The following is a 23,971-nucleotide window of genomic DNA, read 5'->3' on the forward strand; positions in this document are numbered from 1 at the left end:
GTCGCAGGCTTTGGCCGAGGCGGGATCAGACCGGGATGTTGTCGATCAGCCGCACGCCATCCAGCCAGACCGCCGCCAGCATCCGGCGCGGTTTGCGCGGGTCGTCCGACGGCATCAGCGTTTCGGCATCGCGCAACTCGATATACTCCACCCGCTCGAACCCGGCCGAGCGCATCTTTTCCGCCGCCTCGCGGATCGCCATGCGGTCGGATTGCCCGGCGCGGATATCCTCTGCCGCAGCCGAGATCGCGCTGTAAAGCACGTTCGCAACCGAACGCCCCTGCGCCGTCAGCCGCACGTTGCGCGACGACATGGCCAGCCCGTCGGCCTCGCGGATGGTTTCGCAGCCGACAATCGTGATCGGGATGTTCAGATCGCGCACCAGCCGCAGGACGACCTGCAACTGCTGCCAGTCCTTCTGGCCGAAATAGCCCCGGTCGGCCATGGTCATGCCGAACAGCTTGGACACGACCGTCGCCACCCCGTCGAAATGCCCCGGCCGCATCCGGCCCTCCAGCGGCTCGGACACACCGCCGACCGACACTGTGGTGATGAAACCGTCGGGGTAGACCTCGTCGGGCTGCGGGATGAACACCACATCCACCCCCACGCTGGACAGCAAGGCCACATCGGCCTCTTCGGTGCGGGGGTATTTCTTTAGATCGTCGGGATTGTTGAACTGCTTGGGGTTCACGAAGATCGTGGTGATGACACGCCCGCATTCGCGTCTGGCGGCGCGGGCCAGCGACAGATGCCCGTCATGCAGCGCGCCCATGGTGGGGACCACGCCGACCACTTCGCCCGCCGCCTTCCAGCCACGCACGAGGGGGCGCAGCTCGGCCACGGTCCGGATGATTTGAGTCATTTCTGGCCTTTCGCGGGCAGGACATCGGGGAAGCCATGTTCTTCGGCAGGGAAGGCGCGAGCGCGGACATCGGCGGCATAGGCGGCGATGGCCTCGTCAGCGGCCTTGCCAAGCTCGGCATAGCGCTTGACGAATCTCGGGCGGAACTCGGTGAAGAGGCCCAGCATGTCATCGATCACCAGAACCTGCCCGTCGCAGGCGGCCCCGGCGCCGATGCCGATGGTGGGAATCTCCAGCCGCTCGGTGATGCGGCCGGCAAGGCCCATCGGCACCTTCTCCAGCACCACGGCAAAGGCGCCGGCCTCCTGCACGGCAAGGGCATCCTGCATCACGCGGTCGGCCTCGTCCTCGCGGCCCACCACCTTGTAGCCGCCAAGCGTGTTCACGGCCTGCGGCGTCAGGCCGATATGGGCCATCACCGGCACGCCGCGCCGGGTCAAGAAGGCGATGGTTTCCGCCATATGCGCCCCGCCTTCCAGCTTGACCGCCGGTGCCCCGGTTTCGGCCATCAGCCGGGCGGCATTGCGATAGGCCTGCGCCGGGCTTTCCTCATAGCTGGCAAAGGGCATGTCGATCACCACCATGGCCTTGCCGCAGCCTTTGACCACTGACCGGCCGTGCAGCACCATCATCTCCATGGTCACGCCCAGCGTCGAGGCCATGCCATGCAGCACCATGCCGACCGAATCCCCGACCAGCGCAATGTCGCAATGCGGGTCCACCAGCCGCGCCATCGGCGTAGTGTAGGCGGTCAGCACGACCAGCGGCGCCGTGCCTTTGCGGGCCCGGATATCGGGCGGCAGAACGGGGCGAAGGGGGGAGGTGGCACTCATCATCTGCTCCGGGCCATGGAGATTCTGCCCGCCATATGGGCACAGCCCCGCCGCATTCGCAAGAAAATTACGCTGCATTGCGGCGAGAGCCGGCCCTTGACCTGCCGCCCCGAACCCGCCCTTCTTGGCACAACGGTCAAGGAGGCCCCATGACGCTCGTCGAGCAAGTCACCCGCGACGGGATCACCCCGGAAGTTTCGCGCCCCGATCCGGCCAAGGTGCTGGCGGGCGATCCGGTGCACAGCACCTGGAGCCGAGAGGACAAGGACGGGCTATACTGCGGCCTCTGGCAATCGACGCCCGGCAAGTGGCGCATCAGCTATGCCGAATGGGAATATGTCTACATCCATCAGGGCCATTCGATCCTGACCGACCAGCACGGCACCGCAACCCATCTGCGGGCCGGCGACAGCTTCATCATCCGGCCGGGTTTCGAAGGCACTTGGGACTGTGTCGAGACCACGCTGAAGGATTATGTGATCGTGGAATAGACCCGCCCCCCCGGCAAGGGGACGGGAGGCGCGGGGCGCGCGGCAGTCAGGCCGAAAGGCCGCCCGCAAGATCGGGCATGTCGAGCGCCGAGAACCCGTAATGACGCAGCCAGCGCAGGTCGCTTTCAAAGAAGGCGCGCAGGTCGGGGATGCCGTATTTCAGCATGGCGATGCGGTCGATGCCCATGCCGAAGGCAAAGCCCTGCCATTCATCCGGGTTGACCCCTGCCGCCGCCAGAACCTTGGGATGCACCATGCCCGAGCCCAGAATCTCCATCCACTTGTCACCCTCGCCGATGCGCAACTGGCCGCCGACGTTGGAATAGCGGATGTCGACTTCGGCCGAGGGTTCGGTGAAGGGGAAATGGCTGGCGCGGAAGCGCAGTTCCACCTTGTCCACCTCGAAGAAGGCGCGGCAGAATTCTTCCAGCGTCCATTTCAGGTTGGCCATGGAAATGTCGCGGTCGATCGCCAGACCCTCGACCTGATGGAACATCGGCGTGTGGGTCTGGTCCATGTCCATGCGGTAGACCCGGCCCGGCGCAATGACGCGGATCGGGGCGCCCTGTTCGGTCATGGCGCGGATCTGCACCGGCGAGGTATGGGTGCGCAGCACATGCGGCGGGCGGTCGTCGCCCTCGGCGCGATGCATGAAGAAGGTGTCATGCTCCTGCCGGGCGGGGTGTTCCGGCGGGATGTTCAGCGCGTCGAAATTGTACCAGTCCGATTCCACCTGCGGGCCTTCGGCGACGGCAAAGCCCATGTCGGCGAAGATCGCGGTCAGTTCCTCCATCACCTGCGACACCGGGTGGATGGTGCCGCGCGGGCGCGGGCGGCCGGGCAGGGTGACATCCAGCCACTCCTCGCGCAGGCGGGCATCCAGCGCGGCATCGGCCAGCCCGGCCTTCTTGGCGCGCAGCGCGGCGTCGATCTCGTCTTTCAGGACGTTCAGCATGGCCCCGGCGGCCTTGCGTTGGTCAGGCTCCATCTTGCCAAGGCCCGCCATCAGGGCCGACACTTCGCCCTTCTTGCCAAGGGCGGCAACGCGCAGGCCCTCCAGCGCACCCTCGTCGGTCACGCCCGCAACTGCGGTCAGATATTTGGCCTTCAGATCGTCAAGCCCGTCCATGGCACGTCTCCATCAAGTGGCCACGGTGCTAGCGGGAAGGCCCCGCCGATGCAAGGGGATGCCCGAGCTTTCAGGCCGTGCGGCGCAGGGCGGTGGCGATCATGTGGGGCCGGTTGCCGCGGAAGGTGACGGCGCAGGGCGCGATGCCGGATTTCAGCGCGGTCGGCGGCAGCGGAAGCGGCGCCCTGCCGTCCGACAGAGCCTCGATCAGCGCCTGTTCGTCAGGCATGACAGGCAGGCGGGCGGGGGCAGCGCAAAGCGACAACCGCTGATGCAGGTCCAGGCAGAAGGCGCGGGCGGCGGCATCGTCCATCGCCACGGGGGCGTGGAAATGCAGTCCCGCCTGCAGCGCCCGCGCCAGCAGCAAAAGGCCGGTGGCGCGGTCCATGTCAGGTTGGCGGGCGATCCAGTGCGCGGCCAGCAGCAGGTCGATCGTGGCGTCGGGCGCGTCGAATTCCACCCCGCGGGCAAATGCATGCCAGACCTTGGGGCCTTGGCCCTGCATCCAGGCTTTCAGCCCATCGGGAAGGGCCACAACGCCGGTCTTTGCGATCTTGCTCATGTCTGGGCCTCATGCGTTTCCTGAAGCCCAGTCGTTGTCCCCAATCGCGGCACAATTGCGGTGGATTGTAGGAATTTTGGCAACAATTGCCGGGTCAGGCGCCGGGTGTCAGCCCAGCGCGACCAGATGATTGTCCCAGGACAGCGCCTGCTGGCTCAGCCTTACCAGCCCCTTGGACGACAGGCCGGAAAGCCCCCCTGCCCCGTCGCTGGCCAGAAAGCCGCCGCCGGCCAGCACCGCGACACCGCAGATGTCGGGGCGCTCGACCGTTGCCAGATGCGCGCCCGTGCTGGCAAAGATCATCGCCACCCCGCCCTTGGGCGAAGTGAGGGCGATTTCGTCGCCGCTCCAGGCGATCGAGCCGGCATAGCCCTTCATCCGCAAGGCCTCGGCCTCGGGGGCTGGGCAAAGGACGGGCGGCGCACCGGGCGTCCACAGACCAAGCAGCGGCACTGGATTGGCCGCGTCGCCCTCCCACTGCATCGCAAAAGCCACCTCGCCCGCCGGGTCAAGCGCCAGATGACGGATGGAGTTCTGGTGCAGCCCGGTTTCAAGTTCTGCCTGTTCGACCAGCCCGCCATCCGGACCGATCAGCGACAGGTTCGGGCGCATGCTGTCGATGTTCAGCTTGGAGCGGTCCTTCGGATCGGTCGCAATGCCGCCATTGGCGACGACCAGCCGGTCGCCGAGCCGCTTCATGTCATGCGGACCAATGCCGCCGGACGCCCATTCCCCGATGCGGCGGAAGCTGGAAGTTTCCCACAGCCCGATGCGGCCTTCGGAGCCGTCGGCGATCACCTCGGAGGTGTAAAGTGTGGCGCCGTCGGCGGAAAACACGCCGTGGCCGTTGAACTGGCGGCCCTCAGGCGGGGTCAGGCGGGCGGTTTCCGTGCCGGTCCGGCAATCGATCACCACGGCATAGGTGCCGGGGCGACGCGCGAAGGCGACCGCAAGCGGCCGCGAGGGATGCGCCGCCGCCGCATGACCGCGCGCGGGCAAGGACAGCGAGAACAGGCTGTCGCCGGTTTCGTTCAACCCATGCAGCAGGTAGTCCTCGCCGGCCTTGGCGGCGGCAAGGAAAGCAGGCGCACCGACATCCGCCCAGCTGGGGCATGGCAGGGCCAGCGCGGCGAGACCGGCAAGAAAGCCGCGGCGGGTTGCCATATCAATCCCCATCCGCGGCGTTGAAGCCAATGCCGACATCAAGTTCAGGCGCGAGTTCCGTCAGGATCACTTCGCGGATATGGGCGACCGCCTGTTGCAGGATTTCCACCTTCAGCCGCTCGGGCGGCGCGGCGACACCCGAAAAATCCGGGTCATCAAGCGTTTCGGCCAGATGGATGGCGTGATCGAAGGCCTCCATGGTCTTGGGCGCGTCCGGGGTCAGGGTCTCGACCATCTGCCGCATGGCTTGCAGCGACAAGAGCACGTTGCGGGCCGAGCGGGCCGAGGCGCGGGCTTCAGCGCGGTCGGGGTGCGGGGTGTCGAAATCGCCAAGCGGGCGGCCAAGGCGCTGGTCGTCGAGAAATTCCAGCCCGGTTGCCAGCTGGGTGAACAGCACCTGCCGGGCCTCGGGGCGGCTCAGGTAGGCCGCATTCCCCGCCTCGCCCGCCGTCCGCAGGGTTTCGGCAAAGCCGCCCTGCCAATCGGCCAGAACTGCCGCGGCCGTGGCCGCCAGATCGGCGGTAGTGGCGCGGATCAGCAGGCAGGGATCGGCGGGCAAGGCCTCGGCCGGGTACAGCAGCCGCTCCAGCGACAAGAGGCCCCGCGCGGCAACGGATTGTTCGGCAAAGGCGGCGGGTTCAAGCTTGGTCGCGTCGCCGGTCAGCAGCGCCTTTTGCGCCTTTGTTCCCAGTGCCTTGGGGTCAGGCCAGTAAAGGATCGCCAAAACCCGGCCGTCGGTTTCCACCGGACCAAAGCGCAGGTGCTGCACCGCCATCCAGGCGTCATAGGCGGCGTGATAGCCGGGTTGCAGCGCGGATGCCTCGCAGGTCGCTTGCGCCTGCGACGCCAGCGCTGCGGTGGCGTCTGCCAAGGCCTGATAGCCGGGCAGGATATGGTCCTGCACGGTTTCGGGAAAATCGGCGCAGGCCGGGGTCGCCAGCAAGGCGAGGCCGAGGGTCAGGATGCGCATTCAAAGGCTCTCCAGAAAGGCGATCAGCGCCTCTCTATCAGCTTTGGGCAGGCTCGCCACGCCATCGCGGGCCGGCTGCGCCTCGCCTCCATGCCAAAGGATCGCCTCCAGCAGGCTGCGGGCGCGGCCGTCGTGCAGGAACTCGGTATGGCCGGAGACGGTGGCGGTCAGACCAAGACCCCAAAGCGGCGGGGTTTTCCATTCCGTGCCGGTGGCGCGGCCTTCGGGGCGGTTGTCGGCAAGCCCCGGCCCCAGATCATGCAGCAGAAGATCGGTATAGGGCCAGATCAGCTGGAAGGACTGTTCGGGCTGGCCCTCAAGCCGGTTGGTCACATGTTTCGGGGTATGACAGCCCTGGCAGTTCAGGCCGTGGAACACTTCCTTGCCGCGCAGGACCTGCGGGGCGTCGGGGGTGCGGCGCTCGGGCACGCCCAGATTGCGGGCATAGAAGGTCACGAGGTCAAGGCTGGCGGCATCGACCTCCAGCCCGTCGCGGACGCCCGGTTCTTGCCCATGCGGCGCGGAGCGGCAAGTTTCCTGAGCGGGCTGGCAATCGCCCCAAGGATCGAGATGCAGGGGTGTCGAAAGCCCCATGTCGCCGGCAAAGGCGCCCGCCGACTGCTCCTTGACCGTCGGAGCCCCGCCCTTCAGGCCAAAGCGGCCCAGCATCGGCACGCCGAATTCCACCGAAGGCACGATCTGGGCGCGGCCGGAAATGCCGTCGCCATCGCGGTCGTCGGGGTCTTCATGGGCAAGGATGTCGACGGCGGGAATGGCCTCCAGCAGCCCCAGCCCGATCATCTGCGGCGCGACGCGCGGCGAGAGCATGACATCGGCGGCAAGCGGGCCATAGCCGGGGTTGCTAACCGCATAGGCGGGGATCCGCAACGAGATCACCTCGCCATCCGCAAGCGCCACCGTGGTTTCGGTGTAGCTGACCTCCATCTTCGCCTCGGCAGCATGGCCGGGGGCGGCAAGGTCTTGCAACTGGCCGCCATAAGTCGGTTCGGCCTGCGTGGCCAGCCACTCCTCGATGCCGTCGGGGCTGGTGCCGCCCGGCACCGACAGGCGCAGGAACATCGAGACCCGGCCATCCTGCGGCCCTTCAGGCGTGTGGCCGCGACCGTCCTTCAGGTGGCAATCCTGACAGGCGCGGGCGTTGTAGATCGGCCCCAGCCCGTCAGAGGCGGCGGTCGAGGACGGCGAGGCAACCCAGGTCTTGCGGAACAGCGCGTTGCCCAGCTTGAAGTTCATCTCGTCTTCAAACGGCATATTGGCCGAGAACTGGCTGAAGGCGTCGGCATTGTCGCGAACCCGCACCGTGGCCGCGCCCGCAGGCTTGGCCTCGAACTTTTCCAATGTGGTGAAGTCGGTCGGTGGGGCGAGGATGGCGGCGACTTTCGCCACCTCCTCTGCGGTGCGGGGCAGGACGGGCAGATGCCGGTCATCCAGCGTCTGGGCAAAGGCCGGGGCGGCCAGCAGGGGAAGAATCAGAAATGGGCGCAGCATGGGTCAGACCTCTTGTGGCCGCCTTCCTGCACTCAATTCCCGACTGTTTCAATCAGAAAGCGCGCCTGCGACTCCGGGTCGCTATTCGGCCTGATCGGCAGGCTTGGCATTGAGCATCCCGTATTTCTCGTCGCCCAGTTTGTCGTAAAGCCCAAGCTGCGTTTCGAGAAAGTCGATGTGGCCTTCCTCATCGGCGATCAGCTCGTCAAACAGCGCCCGGCTGACATAGTCGCCCACCGTGTCGCAATGCCGCCGCGCCTCGATATACAGGGTGCGCGCGTCATGTTCGCCGGCCAGGTCGCATTCCAGCGTCTCGCGCAGGGTCTGGCCGATGCGCAGACTGTCCAGCTTTTGCAGGTTCGGATGGCCTTCCAGAAAGATGATGCGGGCGATCAGCCGGTCGGCGTGGTGCATCTCCTCGATGCTTTCGGCCCGGCTTTTCGCGGCCAGATGGCCAAAGCCCCAGTCTTCCTGCAGGCGGAAATGCAGCCAGTACTGGCTGACGGCGGTCAATTCCGATCGCAGCGCGGCATTGAGATACTCGATGACCTTGGCGTCGCCTTTCATGGGCTTGTCCTTCCTGTGGCTGGGTTTGAGAAAACACCTGGCTGAGGCAAAGGCCGTGGCTTGGCCCGCAAAAGGTAAACCCGCCCCATGGTTCTGTCCATGGGGCGGGCGGCTCCTTTAGAATATTTCCAGATCCGAGAGTTTGACTCTACCTTCCGGCAATCGAGCGGATCGCCCGCCGGGGCAGCCGCGGCGGCGCATCGACGCCGGGCACCGAGAAGCCCTCGCTTTGCCGCAGGGTGTCAAGAAACAGCGGCATGCAGCCGCCGCAGTCCGCCCGTTTGCCAAGCGCGTGATAGACCTTGCCGGGGGTGATGACCGTGTCAGCGTCGGCCGCCCGCATCCAGTCCACCGCGGCGCGGATGTCATGGTCGGTGATCGTCATGCAATGGCAGACCATCATGGCGGCGGTCCCCTTTGGTTTACTGGAACACGGCGTTCGGATTGTCGAGGCTGTCCGACCCTTCGAAGTCGACCTTCGACAGGCCCAGCGCCGCGACCGCCCGTTCGATCGATGCGGTCTGTGTCACCAGCGCATTGACCGCCCCCATGATGAGCGCCTCGCCGTCCTTGTTGCCTGCCTCAAGCATCTGGTCATAGGCAAGCCCGCCTTCGGCGGCAGTCTTGATCGCCTGCAGGGCGGCGACCGAGGCGTCCAGCTCGGTTTTCAGCTGGCTGTCGACTGCGGCGTCCTTGACCGCCACCAGATCCGACAGCGACGGGCCGGTCATCTGGGTGCCGTCGATCCGGGTATACTGGCCAAGGTAGACATCGCGAATGCCAAGCCCATCATAGAAATGGCTGTTGTGGGTGTTGTCGGAGAAGCAGTCATGCTCTTCCTCGGGGTCGTTCAGCATCAGGCCCAGCTTCATCCGCTCGCCCGCCTGTTCGCCGTAGGACAGGCTGCCCATCCCGGTCAGCATGGCCAGAAGACCCGCGTTCGGATCTGCGGTGACCGCCGTGCGCCCGGCGCCGCCTTCGGCCCATTGCGCGGCCATGAACTCCAGATCCGACACCAGCAGGTCGGCCGCCGCCTTCAGATAGGCCGCCCGACGGTCGCAGTTGCCGCCGGTACAGGCATCGCCTGCCGCAAAGTCGGTGAACGGGCGGGCGCCCGCGCCGGCGCCCGTGCCGTTCAGGTCCTGCCCCCAGAGCAGGAATTCGATGGCGTGATAGCCCGAGGCGACATTGGCCTCGATCCCGTCGGCTTCGTGCAGCGTGCCCGAGATCAGCTCGGGGGTGATCGCAGTGGCGTCGACCTCGGTGCCCGACAGGGTGAACTTCGGCGTGGCGATCACATTAAGGCCCGCGTGGGTGTTTTCCTCGTTCACCGCCGAGCCTTCGGCGACATAGTCGATCAACCCTTCGTCCAGCGGCCAGGCGTTGACCTTGCCTTCCCAGTCGTCGACGACTGCGTTGCCAAAGCGGAACACCTCGGTCTGTTGATAGGGCACGCGGGCGGCGAGCCACGCCTCTTTTGCGGTGTTCAGCGTGTCTTCGGACGGCGCGGCGATCAGCGCGCCGACTGCGGCCTGCAGCGCCTGCGCCGTCGTCAGGCTGTCACCGTACTTGGCCGCCGCGAGGTCGGCGTAATGTGTTACCACCTCGGCCGGCTCGGCGGCAAAGGTGGGGGAAGTCAGCGCGGTGGACAGAAGTGCTGCGGTTAGAAAACGGGTCATCAGTGGTCCTTTACTTGGTCAGGATCAGCTTGCCCGCCCGCGTGATCCGCAGGGCATAAAGCTGGCCGTTAAGATGGATGCGCGCCACCCGTCCCCCCGCTGTCAGCGCGGTGGCATCGTGCAGTGGCGTGGCATCAAAGGCGGTCATGTCCGGGCCGGTGTCATCGACCGACCCGGTGCAACAAAAGGGGTGCGTTCGGGAAACTCTGGGACGTCGGGCATCGGGCAGATCCGGTCAAAGGGGCGTCCGGCTGACCCGTCGGGCGGGCTGGCTTGGGCTTGGCCCCTATTTCCGACAAAAAAGCTTTTCTGTAAAGCCGATTCTTTTTCTCAGATTAGACGTGGACATTTCCCGATGACGGCGGAGGAGCCGTCGCGCACAGCCCCGTCAGGGGGCGCAGGCTCTGGCCCGACGAGCACCACCCGCAGATACCCTCGGCAAGGTATCCGGGACCGCCATCGGCGCAGGCGCAGGTCTGGATATCCGTCGCGCCAGATGGTCTGCATCGGCTGTCTCGGGACGAGCCGCCGCCAGCCTTGACCTTGGTGGCCCGTGGCAGGTGATGCGGCTGGTCCACCCGAAGCCGCGCCGACCGCCGAACACCTGCGCGCGGCCCATGGCTGCCGCATTGCTCTGACCACCGCGCCGCAAAACGCCCGGGGTTCGCGGCTCAATCCGCCGAACCGGCCTGACCATGCACCGCCGACCAGGCCGGCTGCCGGTCGCCCGGCAACGGCCGCGCCAGATAGATCGCCCTCGCAATGGCCCGGGCAAGGCAGGCGGCAGCCGCGTGGCCGATCTGGAAGCGGTCGCGCAAAGGGTCGGCCATGACCCGCGCACCGGTGGCGGCGGCAAAGACCAGATCGCCGTCCAAGGGCGTGTGCGATGGCACCAGCGCCCGTGCCATGCCGTCCTGCGCCGCCGTGGCCATGCGCTGGCACTCGGCCTGCGTCAACCGGGCATCAGTGGCAACGATGGCGATGGTCGTCGCCTCGCCCATGCGTTTCATCGGCTCGGGTTCAAGGCTGGGATCATGGGCCCCTTGCCCGCCCAGACCGCCAAACTCTCTGCCCAATTCAAACGGATGCGCCCAAAAGCCCGGCCCCTCGCCGATGGTGGCGCTGCCCAGCGCGTTGACCGCCACCAGCGCCCCTACGGTGATGCCGCTGTCCAGCACCGCCGAGGCGCTGCCCAGCCCGCCCTTCCAGCGCCCGGTCAGGGCGCCATAGCCCGCGCCTGCCGTGCCAAGGGCAAACTCCGCCGCCGCCGCCTGCAAGGCCGCCAGCCCCAGATCGGCATAGGGATTGCGCTGCCAGCCCTTGTCGCCGCCGTTCAGCAGATCAAACAGGATCGCCCCCGGCACGATCGGCACCCGCTGATCGCCCACCGCAAAGCCCCGCCCCATGGCGCGCAGCCCGTCCGCCACCCCCGAACAGGCATCCAGCCCAAAGGCCGACCCGCCCGACAGCACCAGCGCATCGACCTCCTGCACCAGACGGTCGGGCGCCAGAAGGTCGGTCTCGCGCGTGCCCGGTGCGCCCCCCATCACGTTCACTGCCGCCGCGAAGGGGCGCTCGCCCACCAGCACCGTGCAGCCGGAGCGCAGCCGCGCATCCTGCGCATGGCCGACGCGCAGGCCTTCGACATCGGTGATGAGGTTCTTCGGTCCCGGTTGCAGAGCAGTGCGCCTTTCCTGAAGCGCTGGCCTTCAGGCGCCGCCTTTCAAGCGCCTTGGGTCACGCGGCGGTAATCGACGGGCTTCGCCCTGACCAGCCACATATAGGCAAAGATCCCGGTGATGAAGCCTGCGAAGGCCAAGGCGGCGGCAAGGATCACCTGCCCGTCCTCGAAATTCGACGCCGACAGTGCCAGATAGCCAAAGGACCAGAACCCGGCCCAGCTGATGACACAGATCAGCGCGATGAGTTTGTTCATGGTCCTGCCTCCCCGCAGTGCCGCGACAGATTGTCTCTCTGCGACAATAGGTAGCAAAGCCTTTCAAACTTGCATCAGGAATCTTGCATCTGATGTCCGCTGCAGAAAAGATTCTTTTGCATACATCATTTGCCCTTGCCGGTCTTTTCAGGCCTCCTCGCGCCGTGCCCGCATCGCCATGCGCCGCGCCATGGCGTCCGACCGCGCCTCGGCCCGGTCGTTGACCGGAGCAGCAGCCGGCGGCGCGGCCTTTGGCTTGTCGTCCAGATGCCGTGCCAGCGCCGACAGAACCGGGAAGCGGAAGATGTCGGTGATCGACAGCTTGGGCGCGTTCAACTGCTCGCGGATTTCTCGGTGCGCCTGCACCGCCAGCAGGGAATGTCCGCCGAGGGCAAAGAAATTGTCCTTGGCCCCCACTTTGGGCACACCGAGAATCCGGCCCCAGATTGCCGCCAGTTGCGCCTCGATGTCACTTTCCGGCGCCACGAAGGCCTCTGCCACGGGCGCGGCAGAGGGGGCGGGCAGCGCCTTGCGGTCGACCTTGCGGTTGGGGGTCAGCGGCATTTCGGCCAGCGTCACGAAATGCGCCGGCACCATGTGTTCCGGCAGCAGGACCGCCAGGTCCGCCCGCAGCGCCGCCTCCTGCGCCGGGCCAACGACATAGGCCACCAGCCGCAGATCGCCGGGGCTGTCCTCGCGCGCCAGCACGACGGCCTGTTTCACGCCGGGCCGGGCCTCCAGTACCGCCTCGATCTCACCGAGTTCGATGCGGAAGCCGCGCAGTTTTACCTGAAAATCCGCCCGACCCAGAAAATCCAGCCGCCCATCGGCCCGCCACCGCACGAGGTCTCCGGTCCGGTAGATCCGCGCACCCCAAGGGCAGGCCCGGTCGGGCGTGACGAAGGGATCGGGCTTGAAGCGGTCCTCGGTCAGATCCGGGCGCTGCCAGTAGCCGCGCGTCACGCCATCGCCGCCGATCCAAAGCTCCCCCGCCGTGCCGGGCGGCACCGGGGCCATGGCGTCGTCCAGCACATACATCTGCTGGTTGGCCAGAGGTGTGCCGATATTGGCAGTCGCTTCCGCCCCGGTCACCGCATTCACCGAGGACCAGATCGTCGTTTCGGTCGGACCATACATGTTCAGCAGACGCGCCGATGTCGCCTTGCGCAGGTCGCTGACCAGCGCCCCCGGCAGGGCTTCGCCGCCGAGCATCAGGGTCTTGACGCCGGACAGCGCCATCCGCGCCTCGTCGTTCATCGCCAGCATCCGCGCCATTGACGGGGTGCATTGCAGATGTGTCACGCCATGGCGGATGATCTGGGCGGCGATGGAATAGTCGCCCTCCTCCACCCCACCGCCGGAATTGGCGCGTTTGACAACTTCGGCCAAGGGATAAAGCCCCTCCAGCACCTTTTCCGGCGCGATGCCGTAGTCGACCAGACAGGCCACTTCGGTCACGCCGATGCGCTTTAGCTGCTCCACGCGGGCAAGGGCATCTTCGACCGTGCCGAACAGGCCCGACTCCTCGAAATAGCGCTGGAAGGCGAAATCGAGGATTGCCTCGGTTTCCTCGGGCGACAGCTGCCGGGTGTCGATCTCCATCGGGTTCGTCACCCCCGGCGGGCGCTTGAAGGCCGGGAAGGCCCAGGCGTATTGCTTGACCAGATTGGCCGCCGCCCCGAGATAGGCCTTCATCGGGCCTTCCGCGGTGCGCCGCACCTGTTCGCGGTCACGGCCGACATAGGTGTGCAGCATCAGGGTGACGGTGAACTGCGCCGGGTCGTGGCCCGCCTTGCGCAGCGCCTCGTGGTAAAGCGCGATCTTGCCCGCAACCTCGTCGATCGACTGGCCGAGAAGGTGGGTCAGTACATGGGCGCCAATCTCGCCGGCCTCACGCCATGTGGCGGGGTTGCCGGCGGTCGTCACCCAGATTGGCAAATCCGGCGACACCGGCCGCGGCTGGCTGACCACGCCGAAACTGCCGCCGTTTGCCGTCGGGAATTCCACCGTCTCGCCGCGCCACAGCCGGCGGATCTGCTCGGTGGCGGCGAAAGTCGCGTCGCGGTTGGCGGGCGGAGTATTCTCGGGCCGCAGCACGAAATCGTCGGGGTGCCAGCCCGAGGCCACCGCCAGCCCGGCGCGGCCATTGGTCAGGTTGTCGATCACCGCCCATTCCTCGGCCACCCGCACCGGATGGTGCAAGGGCACCACGCAAGACCCGGCGCGCACGCCAAGGTTCTTTGTCACCGCCGCCACCGCCGCCCCCGTCACCGACGGATTCGGGTAAGGCCCACCAAAGGCGTGGAAATGCCGCTCGGGCGTCCAGACTGCCACGAAGCCGTGGCTGTCGGCAAAACGCGCGCCTTCGAGCAGCAGTTCGTATTTCTTCGGCCCCTGCCCGTCGTCATTGCCCCAGTAATACAGCGAGAAATCCATCTTCTGGGCGCTGGCAATCCGCCCCGACGCCACCAATGCCCGGTTTTCATCAGAGGAGATCACCACCTTGAAGCCGCGCGCCAGCGTCCAGAACAGTTCCAGCACCGAAATGTCGAACGACAGCGAGGTGACGGCAAGCCAGACCCCCGGCTCGAAGCCGATGCGGCTGTCCATGCCGGTGAAGAAATTCGCCACATTGCGGTGTTCGACCATCACCCCCTTGGGCCGCCCGGTGGAGCCGGAGGTATAGATCATATAGGCCAGATCGGCGGGCGTGACGGCGGTTTCCGGGTTGGGCGCCGGGGCCGCCGGGATGCGCCCGTCGGTATCAAGTTCCAGGACCTGCGCGGCGTGCGCGGGAAGTGCGATGCCCGATTGCGTCACCACCACCGGGCAGGCCGAATCCTCGATGAACAGCGCGAGACGGTCGGCGGGATAGGCCGGGTCCATCGGCACATAGGCGCCGCCCGCCTTTTGGATGCCCAAGGCACCGACCAGCAGATCAAGGCTGCGCCGGGTGCAGAGGCCGACCAGCGTGCCGGGGGTGACGCCCATGCCGATCAGCGTATGGGCTACCTTGTTCGCCCGGGCGTTCAACTGGGCATAGCTCAGGCTCTGGCCCTCGCAGACCAGCGCCACGGCCTCGGGGGTTTTCGCGGCCTGCGCCTCGAAGGCCTGATGGATGGTGGTCGGCGCGCGCGGGGCGAGGGTGGCGTTATTGCCGTGCAAGACCTGCGCGCGTTCGGCTTCGGTCAGGGCCGAGACGTCGGCCAGCGGGGTTTCCGCCGGCAGGCGGGCGAGTTCGGCCGCCACATGCGCGATACGCGCCGCCAGCGCCTTGGCCTCGGCTTCGGGCAGGCGAGCGGCGTCGTAGTGCAGGGCGGTCGCCGCCAGAGTAAGGACCGTTCCCTCCAGCGGAGTTTCGCCCAAGGCGATCTGCGGCGCGGCCAGCCCCTGAAGCGCGCTGTCGCGCGTCATCAGGTCCAGCGCGAAGGCCGGGAACCTCCGGGCCTTGCCAAGCGCGCCATCCATTGCTGCGCGGGCTTCGGCAATGCTGCCTTCTGCGGCGGCGGAAACCGGAACCCAGGCGCTGAAATAGCCGGGCAGGCCCTTGCCCGCCAAGGCGAAATCCATGGCCGGTTGGCCCAGCGCGCGCAGAGTGGCGAGCGCGAGGATTGCCGGATCACCCGACAAGGGCAGGCTGTGCCAGTTGGCGACGCCCGCAGGCCCCGCCCCCGGCACCTGCGCCGGGTTCAGCCGCTGCAAGGCCCGCCGGATCGCCCCTTCGCCCGGCACCAGGGCGGCAAGCGCGGCCGTCAGGCCATCGGCATCAGTCAGCGCCGGCAGCCTTGCGTCAGGGACGGTCGAGGGACAGACCGCCCCGCCCTTCTCCTGACAGGTCAGCCGGTTCAGCCGCACTGCGCCCTCCGCACAGGCCACCACCAGCCCCTCGGGCGTGGCCGACAACACCTGCCCCGGCGCACTGGCGCCTTCGGCCAGCTCGGCGCTGCCGACATTCAGCACGCGGGCCGCCGTTGCAATCTTCGCGGTGGACAGCGGGTTCCAGTAGCGGCCATGGTCCAGAGCGCGCACCAGCCGCACCACCTCGGCGGCGGGCCTCGCAAAATCAATCCGCCCCATCGCCGCGGGCCGGTCATCGCGCCGGTGCAGCGAGCGCCGGCTCAGGTCTTGCGCCGCCCGCCGCAGCCCGGTTTCAAGCTGGGAAACCAGCGCCGGGAACGACTCGATCCCGGCCTCGAAGCAGCGGGTGTTCAGCGTCAGGGCAGTATCGGTCGGGGCGATGTCGAACAGGCGCTGCTCCAGAATGTCGCCCTCGTCCACCCCGCCCTCGATCAGGTGCCAGGTGATGCCGTGCTGCGCCTCGCCTTGCAGGATAGCCCAGACCGGCGCGTTCAGCCCGGCATGGCGCGGCAAAGGTCCGTCATGGAAGTTGACCGCGCCCTTGCGGGCCATGGCCAGCACCTGTTCCGGGATCACCGACAGGTTCGCCACCGACAAGAGCCAGTCGACCGTCATGCCGGAAACCCCGGCCCAATCCGCCGCCACCGTCAGCCCCCTGGCCAAGGCCCATTTCCGGACCTCGGCATTGCCGGTCACCACGGCCGCAATCCGGTGGCCGCGGTCAAGCAGCACCTGCCCGCACTGGCTGGTCAGACTCTGGTTGCCAATCAGCAAAGCGGAAAACACAGACATTCCACACTCCTTCCCGCGCCATGGCGCGGCAGCCCCTATTCGGCGGGGCGGGTCTTGATTGCAGGCTTTTTGCCCGGAAAACTGGGCCGCAGCATGGCGCGCAGCCCGTGTGCGACAAGATCACGCAAGTAAAGCGGCGGGTCGCCCCGGTCCTTGCGCTGCACCAAGAGCCGCGCCCGCCACAGCGCGCCCCCCGCCAGCGTCGCCAGCGTGGCGGCGAAGGCATAGGCGCGGCCATGGTTCTTGACATAGTAATGCAGCCGCGAGTCCAGCCAGAATTGCGGGATGCGCGCCCATGTCTTCATGCCGGTCGACACCGAGCCGATATGCGCCACCCGGCTTTCCACGACATAATCGGTCGGCCAGCCCGCCAGCGCGGCGCGGCGGCACAGGTCGGTTTCCTCGTAATAAAGAAAGAAGGTCTCATCGAAGAGCCCGATCCGCTCCAGCACGCTTTGCCGCATCATCAGGCTGGCGCCGGCCAGCCAGTCAACGCGGGTGGTCCGGGTCGGCAAGGGCTGCGCCACGATCCAGCGGCGGAGCAGGCGCGAGACCGGGCCGAAACGGATGTTCTGCTCGAACTCGCCAAGGATCGAGGGGAAGCGGAAGGCGGTGCGGTGCGGCTCGCCCTCGGGGCCATGGATGAAACTGCCGGCAAGGCCCGTTGCGGGGTGGCTTTCGAGATGGGCGAGCAGCGCGGCAATGGCCTCTGGCGCGGGGAAGGCGTCGGAGTTCAGGATGTAGACGTAATCGGGCCGGCTCCCATCCGGCAGACCCGCCCGGATGCCGAAGTTGTTGCCCGCGCCAAAGCCGCCGTTGCGGCCCGATTGCAGCACGCGCACCTGTTGCGGCCCCGTGTCCCAGCCGCGCGCGGCCACCGCCGCCGACAGCCTGTCGAACGAGCCGTCGCCGGAGTCGTTGTCCACCACCACCAGCGCGCCCTCGATGCCGTGCAGCGCCACCAGCGCCGCCTCGACCGATTGCAGCGTCATGTCGGGGGTGCGCCAGTTGAGGATGATCGTCAGGAGCCGCGGCATGGCCTACTCCGCCGCAAGAGAAATGACATTCGACGTTTCCCCTTCGGCGCGGGCGATCACCGCCTTCAGCCGCGCCGCCATCACCCGCACATTCGGCTCCAGCACCATGCTGTCATGGTCGCCCGGCACCTCGATCACCTCAAGCGCCGGGGCAAAGCGGGTCAGGTCATTGTCGGCAAAGACATATTCCTTGGCGGCGGATACCCAGCTGCCCCCCGTCACCGGCCATTTGCGGTCCAGCGGCGGGCGGAACAGCACTGTCGCCCCGTTGCGCACCGGCAAGTCATAGACCGAGATCGCCTGACGGAAGGCCGCCTCGATCGCGGCGTTGTGAAACTGGACCGGGCTGTCCTCGCGCGCCTTCGGTCGGCGCTTCTGCAGTTCCCAGGCCCAGCGGTTTCTCGCCCATCTGACCAGATAGCCCGGCCCCCCGGCGCGCAGTTCGGCAAGCTTTATCGCCGCCTTGTCGGCGCGCGACAGCGCCGGGCGCATCGGCAAGGGCGTGTCGAGCAGCACCAGAAGCGACACCTCCTCGCCCGCCGCCGCAAGCTGGCGGGCCATTTCCCACGCGGTCAGCCCGCCGCCCGAGAACCCGCCCAGCATGTAGGGGCCCTGCGGTTGAACCTGCCGCATCTCGGCGATGTAATCGGCCGCCGCTTCGGGCAGGGTCGCATGCGGGGCCTGATCGCCCAGCAGCCCACGCGCCTGAAGCCCGAAGAACGGCCGGTCGCCGCCCAGAAGCTGCGCCAGATGCCGCAGGTTCAGCACATTGCCGAACATGCCGGCGACAAGGAAGAAGGGCTGGCGTGACCCGCCCTCGCCCTGATGCATCGGCACCAGATGGGTGAAGCGCCGCACCGGCGCGGCCGGTTTCGCCGGGCTGTCGACATTGCCCGTCTCGCCCACCTGCCCGGCAATCAGCGCGGCGCAGGCGGCCACTGTCGGGGCCTCGAACAGGATCGAGATCGGGAAATCGACGCGCCAGGCCTTCTTCACCATGGCAAAAAGCCGCACCGCAATCAGGCTGTGGCCGCCAAGGTCAAAGAAGCTGTCCTCGACGCCGACCTGCCCCACGCCCAGAAGTTCCTGCCAGAAGCCGACCAGCGTGCGCTCGATGTCGGTGCGCGGCGCGACATAGGCGGTGTCAAGATCGGGGCGATCGAAGGACTGGCCTTCAACCTTTGCCGCCTCGGCCTCGGCGGTCTGGCGCACCAGCGCCGGCAGATCGAGCGAGGAGACGATGATCTGGCTTTGCCCCAACGCCACGGCGCGGGCAAAGGCCTCGGCGCCTTCCTCGGGACGGATGCCTTGTGAGAAGGCATGCAGCAGCCGGTCCTCGGCCGGCGACAGCATTTTGGCCTGCGCCAGACCGTCGTCAAACTCCAGCTCGCGCGGGTCGGGCTGGCCGAACTGCAACGGCCCGTCCAGTTTGCGGATCGAGAAGCCCTCGACCTCGATGCACACCTCACCCTCGGGCGTGGCCAGCGTGACGTCAAACGTCGCCGTCGCGCCCTCGGCGCGGTTGTCGGCGGCGCTGACAACATGGCTGACGATCTCGGCCGGCAGGGGCCGATGCACGCGCACCATGCCATAGGACACCGGCACCCAGAGCGTGTCGGGGCGATAGCCCCGGATCAGTGCCATCGCCCAGCCGGTCGCCATATCCATCAGCGCCGGATGGATCAGCCAATCCCCGGCCTCGGCGCGGAAGGCGGCAGGCAGGGCCAAAGTCGCCAGCCCCTCGCCGGCCCCGGTGGTCCGCGAGCGCAGCACCCGCCAACGCGGGCCAAAGTCGAGATGGGCTTCCTGCGGACTGGCTAGCCCCTCGCCGGTTTCCGGTGCCGGCAGGCGGGCAGCGATGGCCGCCACGTCAATGCGGCGCGCTGCGGCGGCAACCGGCAGCACGCGGGCTTGCGCATGAAGCTGCCAGCCGGTGCGGCCGCGCCCGCTCGCCTCGGAGCGCAGTTCGAACCCGTAACCCTCATCGCTGCGGATCAGCTTGGCCCGCACCCCCCGCACCTCATCGCCGGCCACGGCTAGCGGGCGGAAGAAGTAGAGATCGCGCAGTTCGAACCCGCCGACCTCGCCCTGCGCCCGCATCGCCTCGGCGGCGATTTCCAGATAGGCGGTGCCGGGGATCAGCGCCTGCCCCGCCTTGATGCGGTGGCCGTCCAGCACCCAGCGGTCCAAACCATAGCGCGCGGCGAACATCCGGTTGCCCATGGCGTCGAACCCCGCCTCGTCCATCATCGGCGCCTTGACCGGCACCATCGGCGCGGGCGGGCGGCCGGTACGGTCGGCCAAAGCCTCGGCCGCCATGCCGACGCCGCTCCAGATGCCCCAGTTCAGCGCGACCACCCGGGTTTTCCCGCCGGCCCGCGATCTGGCGAAGGCGTTCAGGTATTCGTTGGCCGCCACATAGTCGATCTGCCCGGCCGGTCCGGTGACAGTGGAGGTCGAGGAAAACAGCACCATCAGGTCAATCGCGCCATCGGGAAACAGCCGGTTCAAAACCTGCGTGCCGTGCAGTTTGGGCGCGAAAACCTCTTCGACCTGCGCCGAGGCCTTCAGCATCAAGGGGCCGTCATCGACGACGCCGGCCGCATGGATCACGGCGTGAACCTTGCCAAAGCGCGCCTCGCCGGCCTGCACCGCCCGGCCCATGTCCTCCATGTTGCAGACATCGGCGGGGGCGACCAGCACCTGCCCGCCCAGCGCCTCCAGCCGTTGCAGCGCCAGAATGCGGCGGCTGATCGGATTGCCCGGATCATGCGCCGCAAGATAGCGCGGCCAGGTCGCGCGCTCGGGCAGGGCGCGGCGGGCGATCAGGGTGATGCGGGCACCATGGCGGCGGATCAGGTCTTCGGCCACGGTCAGCCCGATGCCGCCGAAACCGCCGGTGATCATCACATGGGCGCCGTCCGGCAGGGTCAGTCTGGTTTCGGGCAGGGCCTGCGGTTTCAGGGTCAGCTCATAGCGCCGTGGCCCGCGCAGCGCGGAAATCCGTTCGGCAGGGTCCTGGCAAAGCTCTTCCAGCACGCGGGGCACAAGGTCCGACAGATCCACCTGTCCCCGACGTGGGGCGGGCGGCAAGTCCAGATCGCAAAGCGAGACTGTCACCCCCGGCAATTCCCGCGGGATCACCCGCATCGGGCCAAGCAAGGTTGCCTTTTCCGGATAGGCCAGCCGCTCGTCCCTGACCTGCGCCGCGCCGGTGGTGAAGGCGGTCAGGTGGATCGGCCGGGGCAGGTTTTCCTCGGCCATGGCCTGCGCGAGGAACAGCAGCGAATAGAACCCCTGCTCCAGATTGCGGTGCAGGAAGGACGACCCGGGGCGGAAGCTTTCGCCCCGGGTCACCCCCCAGAAATGCGCGATGCGGGAGGGCGAATGGCCATGGCCGACCAGATCGCGGATCAGCGCGTCATAGCCCTCGCGGCCGCGTTCGGGGGCCAGCACATAGTCTTGCCCCTCACGGCCAAAGGCATCACCGGAGCGCACGCAGCGCACCTCATGGCCTGCGCCACGCAGGGCGCTGGCGACGCTGGCCCCAAGGCCCTGATCGTCAAGGAAGATCAGCCAGTTCTGCCGCCCGGCCTCGGCCAGATCGCCGGCCTCGAACCCGGCGGAGACCGGTTTCCAATGCGGCTTCCAGCCCCAGTTTGCCAGATCGTCGATCCGGGCGGGAAGCGCCTGCGCCTCGACCGCCGCCGCCTTGCCCGGCGCGATGAAATAAGGCTTTCGCTGGAAGGCATAGCTCGGCAGCACCACCCGGTTGCGCCGCGCGCCGGCCCAGATCTGCTCCCAGTCCACCGCCACGCCACAGGCCCAGAGCCGGGCAATCGTGCCGATGTGCCAGGCGTCATCGGCCATTGCCTGTTCGGGATGGCGCAGGGCAGGGACCACCTGCCCCGCCGGAACGCTATTGGCCTGCGCCAGCGATGACAGCGCCCGGCCCGGCCCCATTTCCATATAGACGCGCGGACCATCAGCCATCAGCGCCGCCATGCAGGGCTGGAAATTCACCGTGTTGCGCAGGTGCTGCACCCAATAGTCCGGGTCGGTGGCCTGCGCGGCGGTCAACTCCAGCCCGGTGCGGTTCGAAATGATCGGCAGGCTCGGCGCGGAAAGCCGGATCGACCGCAGATAATCGCCAAAAGGCTTCAGGATCGGCTCCAGCATCCGGCTGTGCGCCGCGATGTCGATGGCGATACGGCTGGTTTCCACCCCCTCGACCGCCAGCGTCTCGGCCAAGGCTTTCAGCGCCGCATCGGGGCCGGAGACCACGCACAACCCCGGCGCATTGACCGAGGCCATGTCGAGATCACCCGTCAGATGCGGGCGCAGATCGGCTTCGGCCAGGGGAACCGACAGCATCCCGCCCGGCGCGATGGTGTCAAAAAGCCGCCCGCGCAAGAGCACCAGCCCGATGCAGTCCTCGAAACTCATCACGCCTGCCAGCGCTGCGGCAGTGTTCTCGCCCATCGAATGCCCGACCAGCGCGGCGGGCGTGACGCCCCAGCTTTCGTAAAGTCTGGCCAGCGCAAATTCGCAAATCATGATCAGCGGCAGTTGCACCGAAGGCCGTTTCAACGCCGCATTCGCCGCCGCCTCGGCGCCCATTTCCGGCAGCCAGAGCGCGCGGATGTCATAGTCAAGCTGCGGCTCCAGAACCGCCAGACCCCTGTCCATCCAGTCGGCAAAGACCGGCTCGGTCTCGTAAAGGTCGCGCGCCATGCCGGCATATTGCGCGCCGCCGCCGGGAAACAGGAAGACGACCTCGGGATTTTCGCCAAGGTGGTCATGGTTGAACACCCGGCGGGCGTCGGCACCTTCCAGCAGGCTTGCCGCCTCGGCATGGCTTTCCGCCACGATCACCCGGCGCTTTTCAAACGCGCGGCGACCTTCCTTCAGGGTATAGGCCACATCCGCCAAAGGCTGTTCAGGATGGGTGCGCAGATGGGCTGCCAGCCGCGCGGCCTGACCATCTAGTGCGGCCTTGGACTTGGCCGAAATTACCAGCGGCTGGAACGGAAAGATGCTGGCCTCGGAGGCCGCGCGCGGCGGGGCTTCCTCCAGCACCGCATGGGCATTGGTGCCGCCGACCCCCAGCGAGTTCACCCCGGCGCGCAGGATGGGGGCCTGCCAGTCGGTCAGCCGGTCATTCACCCGGAAGGGAGAGGTTTCGAAATCAATCGAAGGGTTCGGCGCCTCATAACCCAGGCTGGGCGCCATCTGCCGGTGATGCAATTGCAGCGCCACCTTGATGAGGCTCGCCACCCCCGCCGCCGTGTCGAGATGCCCGATGTTGGTCTTGACCGAGCCGATGCGGCAGGTCCCCACCGCATCGGTTGTCTCGCGGAAGGCCTGCGTCAGGGCGGCCACTTCGATCGGATCGCCCAGATAAGTGCCGGTGCCGTGGCATTCGATATAGCTGACGCTCGCGGCATCGACCCCGGCAATCGCCTGCGCCTCGGCGATGCAGCGCGCCTGCCCGTCGACCGAAGGCGCGAGATAGCCCGCCTTGGCCGCGCCGTCATTGTTCACCGCCGACCCCTTCAGGATCGCCCAGATATGGTCGCCGTCACGGATCGCATCCTTGGCCCGGCGCAAGACCACGCAGCCTGCGCCGGAACCAAACACCGTGCCTTGGGCGCGATGGTCGAAGGCGTGGCAATGGCCATCAGGCGACAGGATCTCGCCCTCGGTGTAAAGATAGCCCCGCGCGTGGGGCAGTTCGATGGTCACGCCGCCCGCCAGCGCCATGTCGCATTCGCCGTTCAAAAGCGCCTGCGCCGCGTAATGCACCGCCACCAGCGAGGTGGAACAGGCGGTCTGCATGTTGATCGACGGCCCTTTCAGATCGAAGATATGGCTGACGCGGGTGGCGAGGAAATCCTTGTCGTTTCCGGTATGGCGCAGCAGGAACATGCCGGTCTGATCGACCAGATCGCGGTTCGAACAGAGGTTGAAGTAGAAATATGACCCCATGCCACAACCGGCATAGACCCCGATCGCGCCCTTGAAATGTTCCGGCGGATGGGCGGCGTTTTCCAGCGCCTCCCAGGCGACCTCAAGGAACTGGCGGTGCTGCGGATCAAGGATCGCCGCCTCCTTCGGGGAAAACCCGAAGAAATCGGCATCGAAGGTTTCGAACCCCTCCAGCACCGCGGCGGCCGGAACGTAATGCGGCTTGCGCAGGCGGGCGGGACTTTCTCCGGCGGCCAGAAGCTCTGCTTCCGACAGGACGCGGATCGATTCGACGCCCGCGGCAAGGTTGGCCCAATAGGCGGCGATGTCGGACGCCCCCGGCAGGTGTGCTGCCATGCCGACGACGGCAATATCGGTATCTGCAATACCGACCCCGGCGATACCCGCCGCGCGATCCTCAGCCGTCATCTGGCGCCCACCATTTCCCAACCCAAAGCTGCAAAACCCGTTAAAACACGAATATTTTAGCAGAATTGCGGCATTTCTCCTACCCCGCCGGGGCCTTCCTGTGAAAAGTGCATGTCCCGGCAACAATGCTGCCGCCTTTCAGGCAGCTCTGCCACGGTTTCGGGCAGTTGCCGCAAGAAATGC

Annotated in this window: 17 protein-coding genes; 1 reads left to right on the top strand and 16 read right to left on the bottom strand. The window is 67.2% G+C overall.

The genetic code is table 11. The annotated features are described in order from the left end of the window. Positions 1-25: 25 nt before the first annotated feature. Positions 26-865 (bottom strand): pantoate--beta-alanine ligase, encoded by an 840-nt coding sequence (gene panC, locus G4Z14_RS09500; protein ID WP_164625064.1) that lies wholly within the window; start codon positions 863-865, stop codon positions 26-28. Beyond that, positions 862-1,698 (bottom strand): 3-methyl-2-oxobutanoate hydroxymethyltransferase, encoded by an 837-nt coding sequence (panB, locus tag G4Z14_RS09505; RefSeq protein WP_164625066.1) that lies wholly within the window; start codon positions 1,696-1,698, stop codon positions 862-864. The genes panC and panB overlap by 4 nt, the downstream gene beginning before the upstream one ends. A gap of 149 nt (positions 1,699-1,847) precedes the next feature. On the opposite strand from panB, the gene G4Z14_RS09510 reads away from it, so the two are divergent. Further along, on the top strand, positions 1,848-2,189 hold the full coding sequence (locus G4Z14_RS09510) for a cupin domain-containing protein (RefSeq protein ID WP_164625068.1): 342 nt from the start codon (positions 1,848-1,850) through the stop codon (positions 2,187-2,189). A 46-nt stretch (positions 2,190-2,235) separates the two neighbouring features. Here G4Z14_RS09510 and pheS read toward each other — a convergent pair whose 3' ends face one another. From pheS to G4Z14_RS09580, 14 genes are all read right to left on the bottom strand, one after another. Continuing rightward, positions 2,236-3,318, bottom strand: a complete 1,083-nt coding sequence (gene pheS, locus G4Z14_RS09515) for a phenylalanine--tRNA ligase subunit alpha (protein ID WP_164625070.1) — start codon at positions 3,316-3,318, stop codon at positions 2,236-2,238. 70 nt (positions 3,319-3,388) lie between these two features. Then, positions 3,389-3,880 (bottom strand): hypothetical protein, encoded by a 492-nt coding sequence (locus G4Z14_RS09520; protein WP_164625072.1) that lies wholly within the window; start codon positions 3,878-3,880, stop codon positions 3,389-3,391. Positions 3,881-3,988: 108 nt separating this feature from the next. Continuing rightward, positions 3,989-5,044 carry a DUF1513 domain-containing protein gene (locus G4Z14_RS09525; protein ID WP_164625074.1) on the bottom strand — a complete coding sequence of 352 codons (1,056 nt, stop codon included), beginning with the start codon at positions 5,042-5,044 and terminating at the stop codon, positions 3,989-3,991. A 1-nt stretch (position 5,045) separates the two neighbouring features. Then, complete coding sequence (locus G4Z14_RS09530) at positions 5,046-6,014, bottom strand: imelysin family protein (RefSeq protein WP_164625076.1); 969 nt, start codon at positions 6,012-6,014, stop codon at positions 5,046-5,048. Continuing rightward, the gene (locus G4Z14_RS09535) at positions 6,015-7,523 is read right to left on the bottom strand and encodes a di-heme oxidoreductase family protein (RefSeq protein ID WP_164625078.1); all 1,509 of its coding nucleotides are present in this window, start codon (positions 7,521-7,523) and stop codon (positions 6,015-6,017) included. Positions 7,524-7,604: 81 nt separating this feature from the next. Further along, positions 7,605-8,090 carry a bacterioferritin gene (gene bfr / locus G4Z14_RS09540; RefSeq protein WP_164625080.1) on the bottom strand — a complete coding sequence of 162 codons (486 nt, stop codon included), beginning with the start codon at positions 8,088-8,090 and terminating at the stop codon, positions 7,605-7,607. 148 nt (positions 8,091-8,238) lie between these two features. Further along, entirely contained in the window at positions 8,239-8,493 is a 255-nt protein-coding gene (locus G4Z14_RS09545; RefSeq protein WP_164625082.1) for a (2Fe-2S)-binding protein, read from the bottom strand. 19 nt (positions 8,494-8,512) lie between these two features. Beyond that, complete coding sequence (locus G4Z14_RS09550) at positions 8,513-9,769, bottom strand: imelysin family protein (RefSeq protein WP_164625084.1); 1,257 nt, start codon at positions 9,767-9,769, stop codon at positions 8,513-8,515. 10 nt (positions 9,770-9,779) lie between these two features. Continuing rightward, complete coding sequence (gene hemP, locus G4Z14_RS09555) at positions 9,780-9,917, bottom strand: hemin uptake protein HemP (RefSeq protein ID WP_164625086.1); 138 nt, start codon at positions 9,915-9,917, stop codon at positions 9,780-9,782. Between the two features lie 523 nt (positions 9,918-10,440). Then, positions 10,441-11,448: a P1 family peptidase gene (locus tag G4Z14_RS09560; protein ID WP_164625182.1), complete on the bottom strand. Its 1,008-nt coding sequence runs from the start codon at positions 11,446-11,448 to the stop codon at positions 10,441-10,443. A 44-nt stretch (positions 11,449-11,492) separates the two neighbouring features. Further along, a complete protein-coding gene (locus G4Z14_RS09565; protein ID WP_164625088.1) occupies positions 11,493-11,705 on the bottom strand; it encodes a hypothetical protein in 213 nt (70 codons plus the stop codon). 147 nt (positions 11,706-11,852) lie between these two features. Then, on the bottom strand, positions 11,853-16,355 hold the full coding sequence (locus tag G4Z14_RS09570; RefSeq protein WP_164625090.1) for a MupA/Atu3671 family FMN-dependent luciferase-like monooxygenase: 4,503 nt from the start codon (positions 16,353-16,355) through the stop codon (positions 11,853-11,855). Between the two features lie 35 nt (positions 16,356-16,390). Further along, positions 16,391-17,392 carry a glycosyltransferase gene (locus tag G4Z14_RS09575; RefSeq protein ID WP_164625092.1) on the bottom strand — a complete coding sequence of 334 codons (1,002 nt, stop codon included), beginning with the start codon at positions 17,390-17,392 and terminating at the stop codon, positions 16,391-16,393. Positions 17,393-17,395: 3 nt separating this feature from the next. Then, on the bottom strand, positions 17,396-23,788 hold the full coding sequence (locus G4Z14_RS09580) for a type I polyketide synthase (protein ID WP_164625094.1): 6,393 nt from the start codon (positions 23,786-23,788) through the stop codon (positions 17,396-17,398). Between the last annotated feature and the right edge of the window lie 183 nt (positions 23,789-23,971).

The organism is Tabrizicola oligotrophica, from assembly GCF_011008935.1.
Taxonomy (GTDB): Bacteria; Pseudomonadota; Alphaproteobacteria; order Rhodobacterales; family Rhodobacteraceae; genus Tabrizicola_A; species Tabrizicola_A oligotrophica.

Coding starts and splice junctions, on each gene's coding strand:
- panC (WP_164625064.1), bottom strand. CDS start 865: ATGACTCAAATCATCCGGACCGTGGCCGAGCTGCGCCCCCTCGTGCGT.
- panB (WP_164625066.1), bottom strand. CDS start 1,698: ATGAGTGCCACCTCCCCCCTTCGCCCCGTTCTGCCGCCCGATATCCGG.
- G4Z14_RS09510 (WP_164625068.1), top strand. CDS start 1,848: ATGACGCTCGTCGAGCAAGTCACCCGCGACGGGATCACCCCGGAAGTT.
- pheS (WP_164625070.1), bottom strand. CDS start 3,318: ATGGACGGGCTTGACGATCTGAAGGCCAAATATCTGACCGCAGTTGCG.
- G4Z14_RS09520 (WP_164625072.1), bottom strand. CDS start 3,880: ATGAGCAAGATCGCAAAGACCGGCGTTGTGGCCCTTCCCGATGGGCTG.
- G4Z14_RS09525 (WP_164625074.1), bottom strand. CDS start 5,044: ATGGCAACCCGCCGCGGCTTTCTTGCCGGTCTCGCCGCGCTGGCCCTG.
- G4Z14_RS09530 (WP_164625076.1), bottom strand. CDS start 6,014: ATGCGCATCCTGACCCTCGGCCTCGCCTTGCTGGCGACCCCGGCCTGC.
- G4Z14_RS09535 (WP_164625078.1), bottom strand. CDS start 7,523: ATGCTGCGCCCATTTCTGATTCTTCCCCTGCTGGCCGCCCCGGCCTTT.
- bfr (WP_164625080.1), bottom strand. CDS start 8,090: ATGAAAGGCGACGCCAAGGTCATCGAGTATCTCAATGCCGCGCTGCGA.
- G4Z14_RS09545 (WP_164625082.1), bottom strand. CDS start 8,493: ATGATGGTCTGCCATTGCATGACGATCACCGACCATGACATCCGCGCC.
- G4Z14_RS09550 (WP_164625084.1), bottom strand. CDS start 9,769: ATGACCCGTTTTCTAACCGCAGCACTTCTGTCCACCGCGCTGACTTCC.
- hemP (WP_164625086.1), bottom strand. CDS start 9,917: ATGACCGCCTTTGATGCCACGCCACTGCACGATGCCACCGCGCTGACA.
- G4Z14_RS09565 (WP_164625088.1), bottom strand. CDS start 11,705: ATGAACAAACTCATCGCGCTGATCTGTGTCATCAGCTGGGCCGGGTTC.
- G4Z14_RS09570 (WP_164625090.1), bottom strand. CDS start 16,355: ATGTCTGTGTTTTCCGCTTTGCTGATTGGCAACCAGAGTCTGACCAGC.
- G4Z14_RS09575 (WP_164625092.1), bottom strand. CDS start 17,392: ATGCCGCGGCTCCTGACGATCATCCTCAACTGGCGCACCCCCGACATG.
- G4Z14_RS09580 (WP_164625094.1), bottom strand. CDS start 23,788: ATGACGGCTGAGGATCGCGCGGCGGGTATCGCCGGGGTCGGTATTGCA.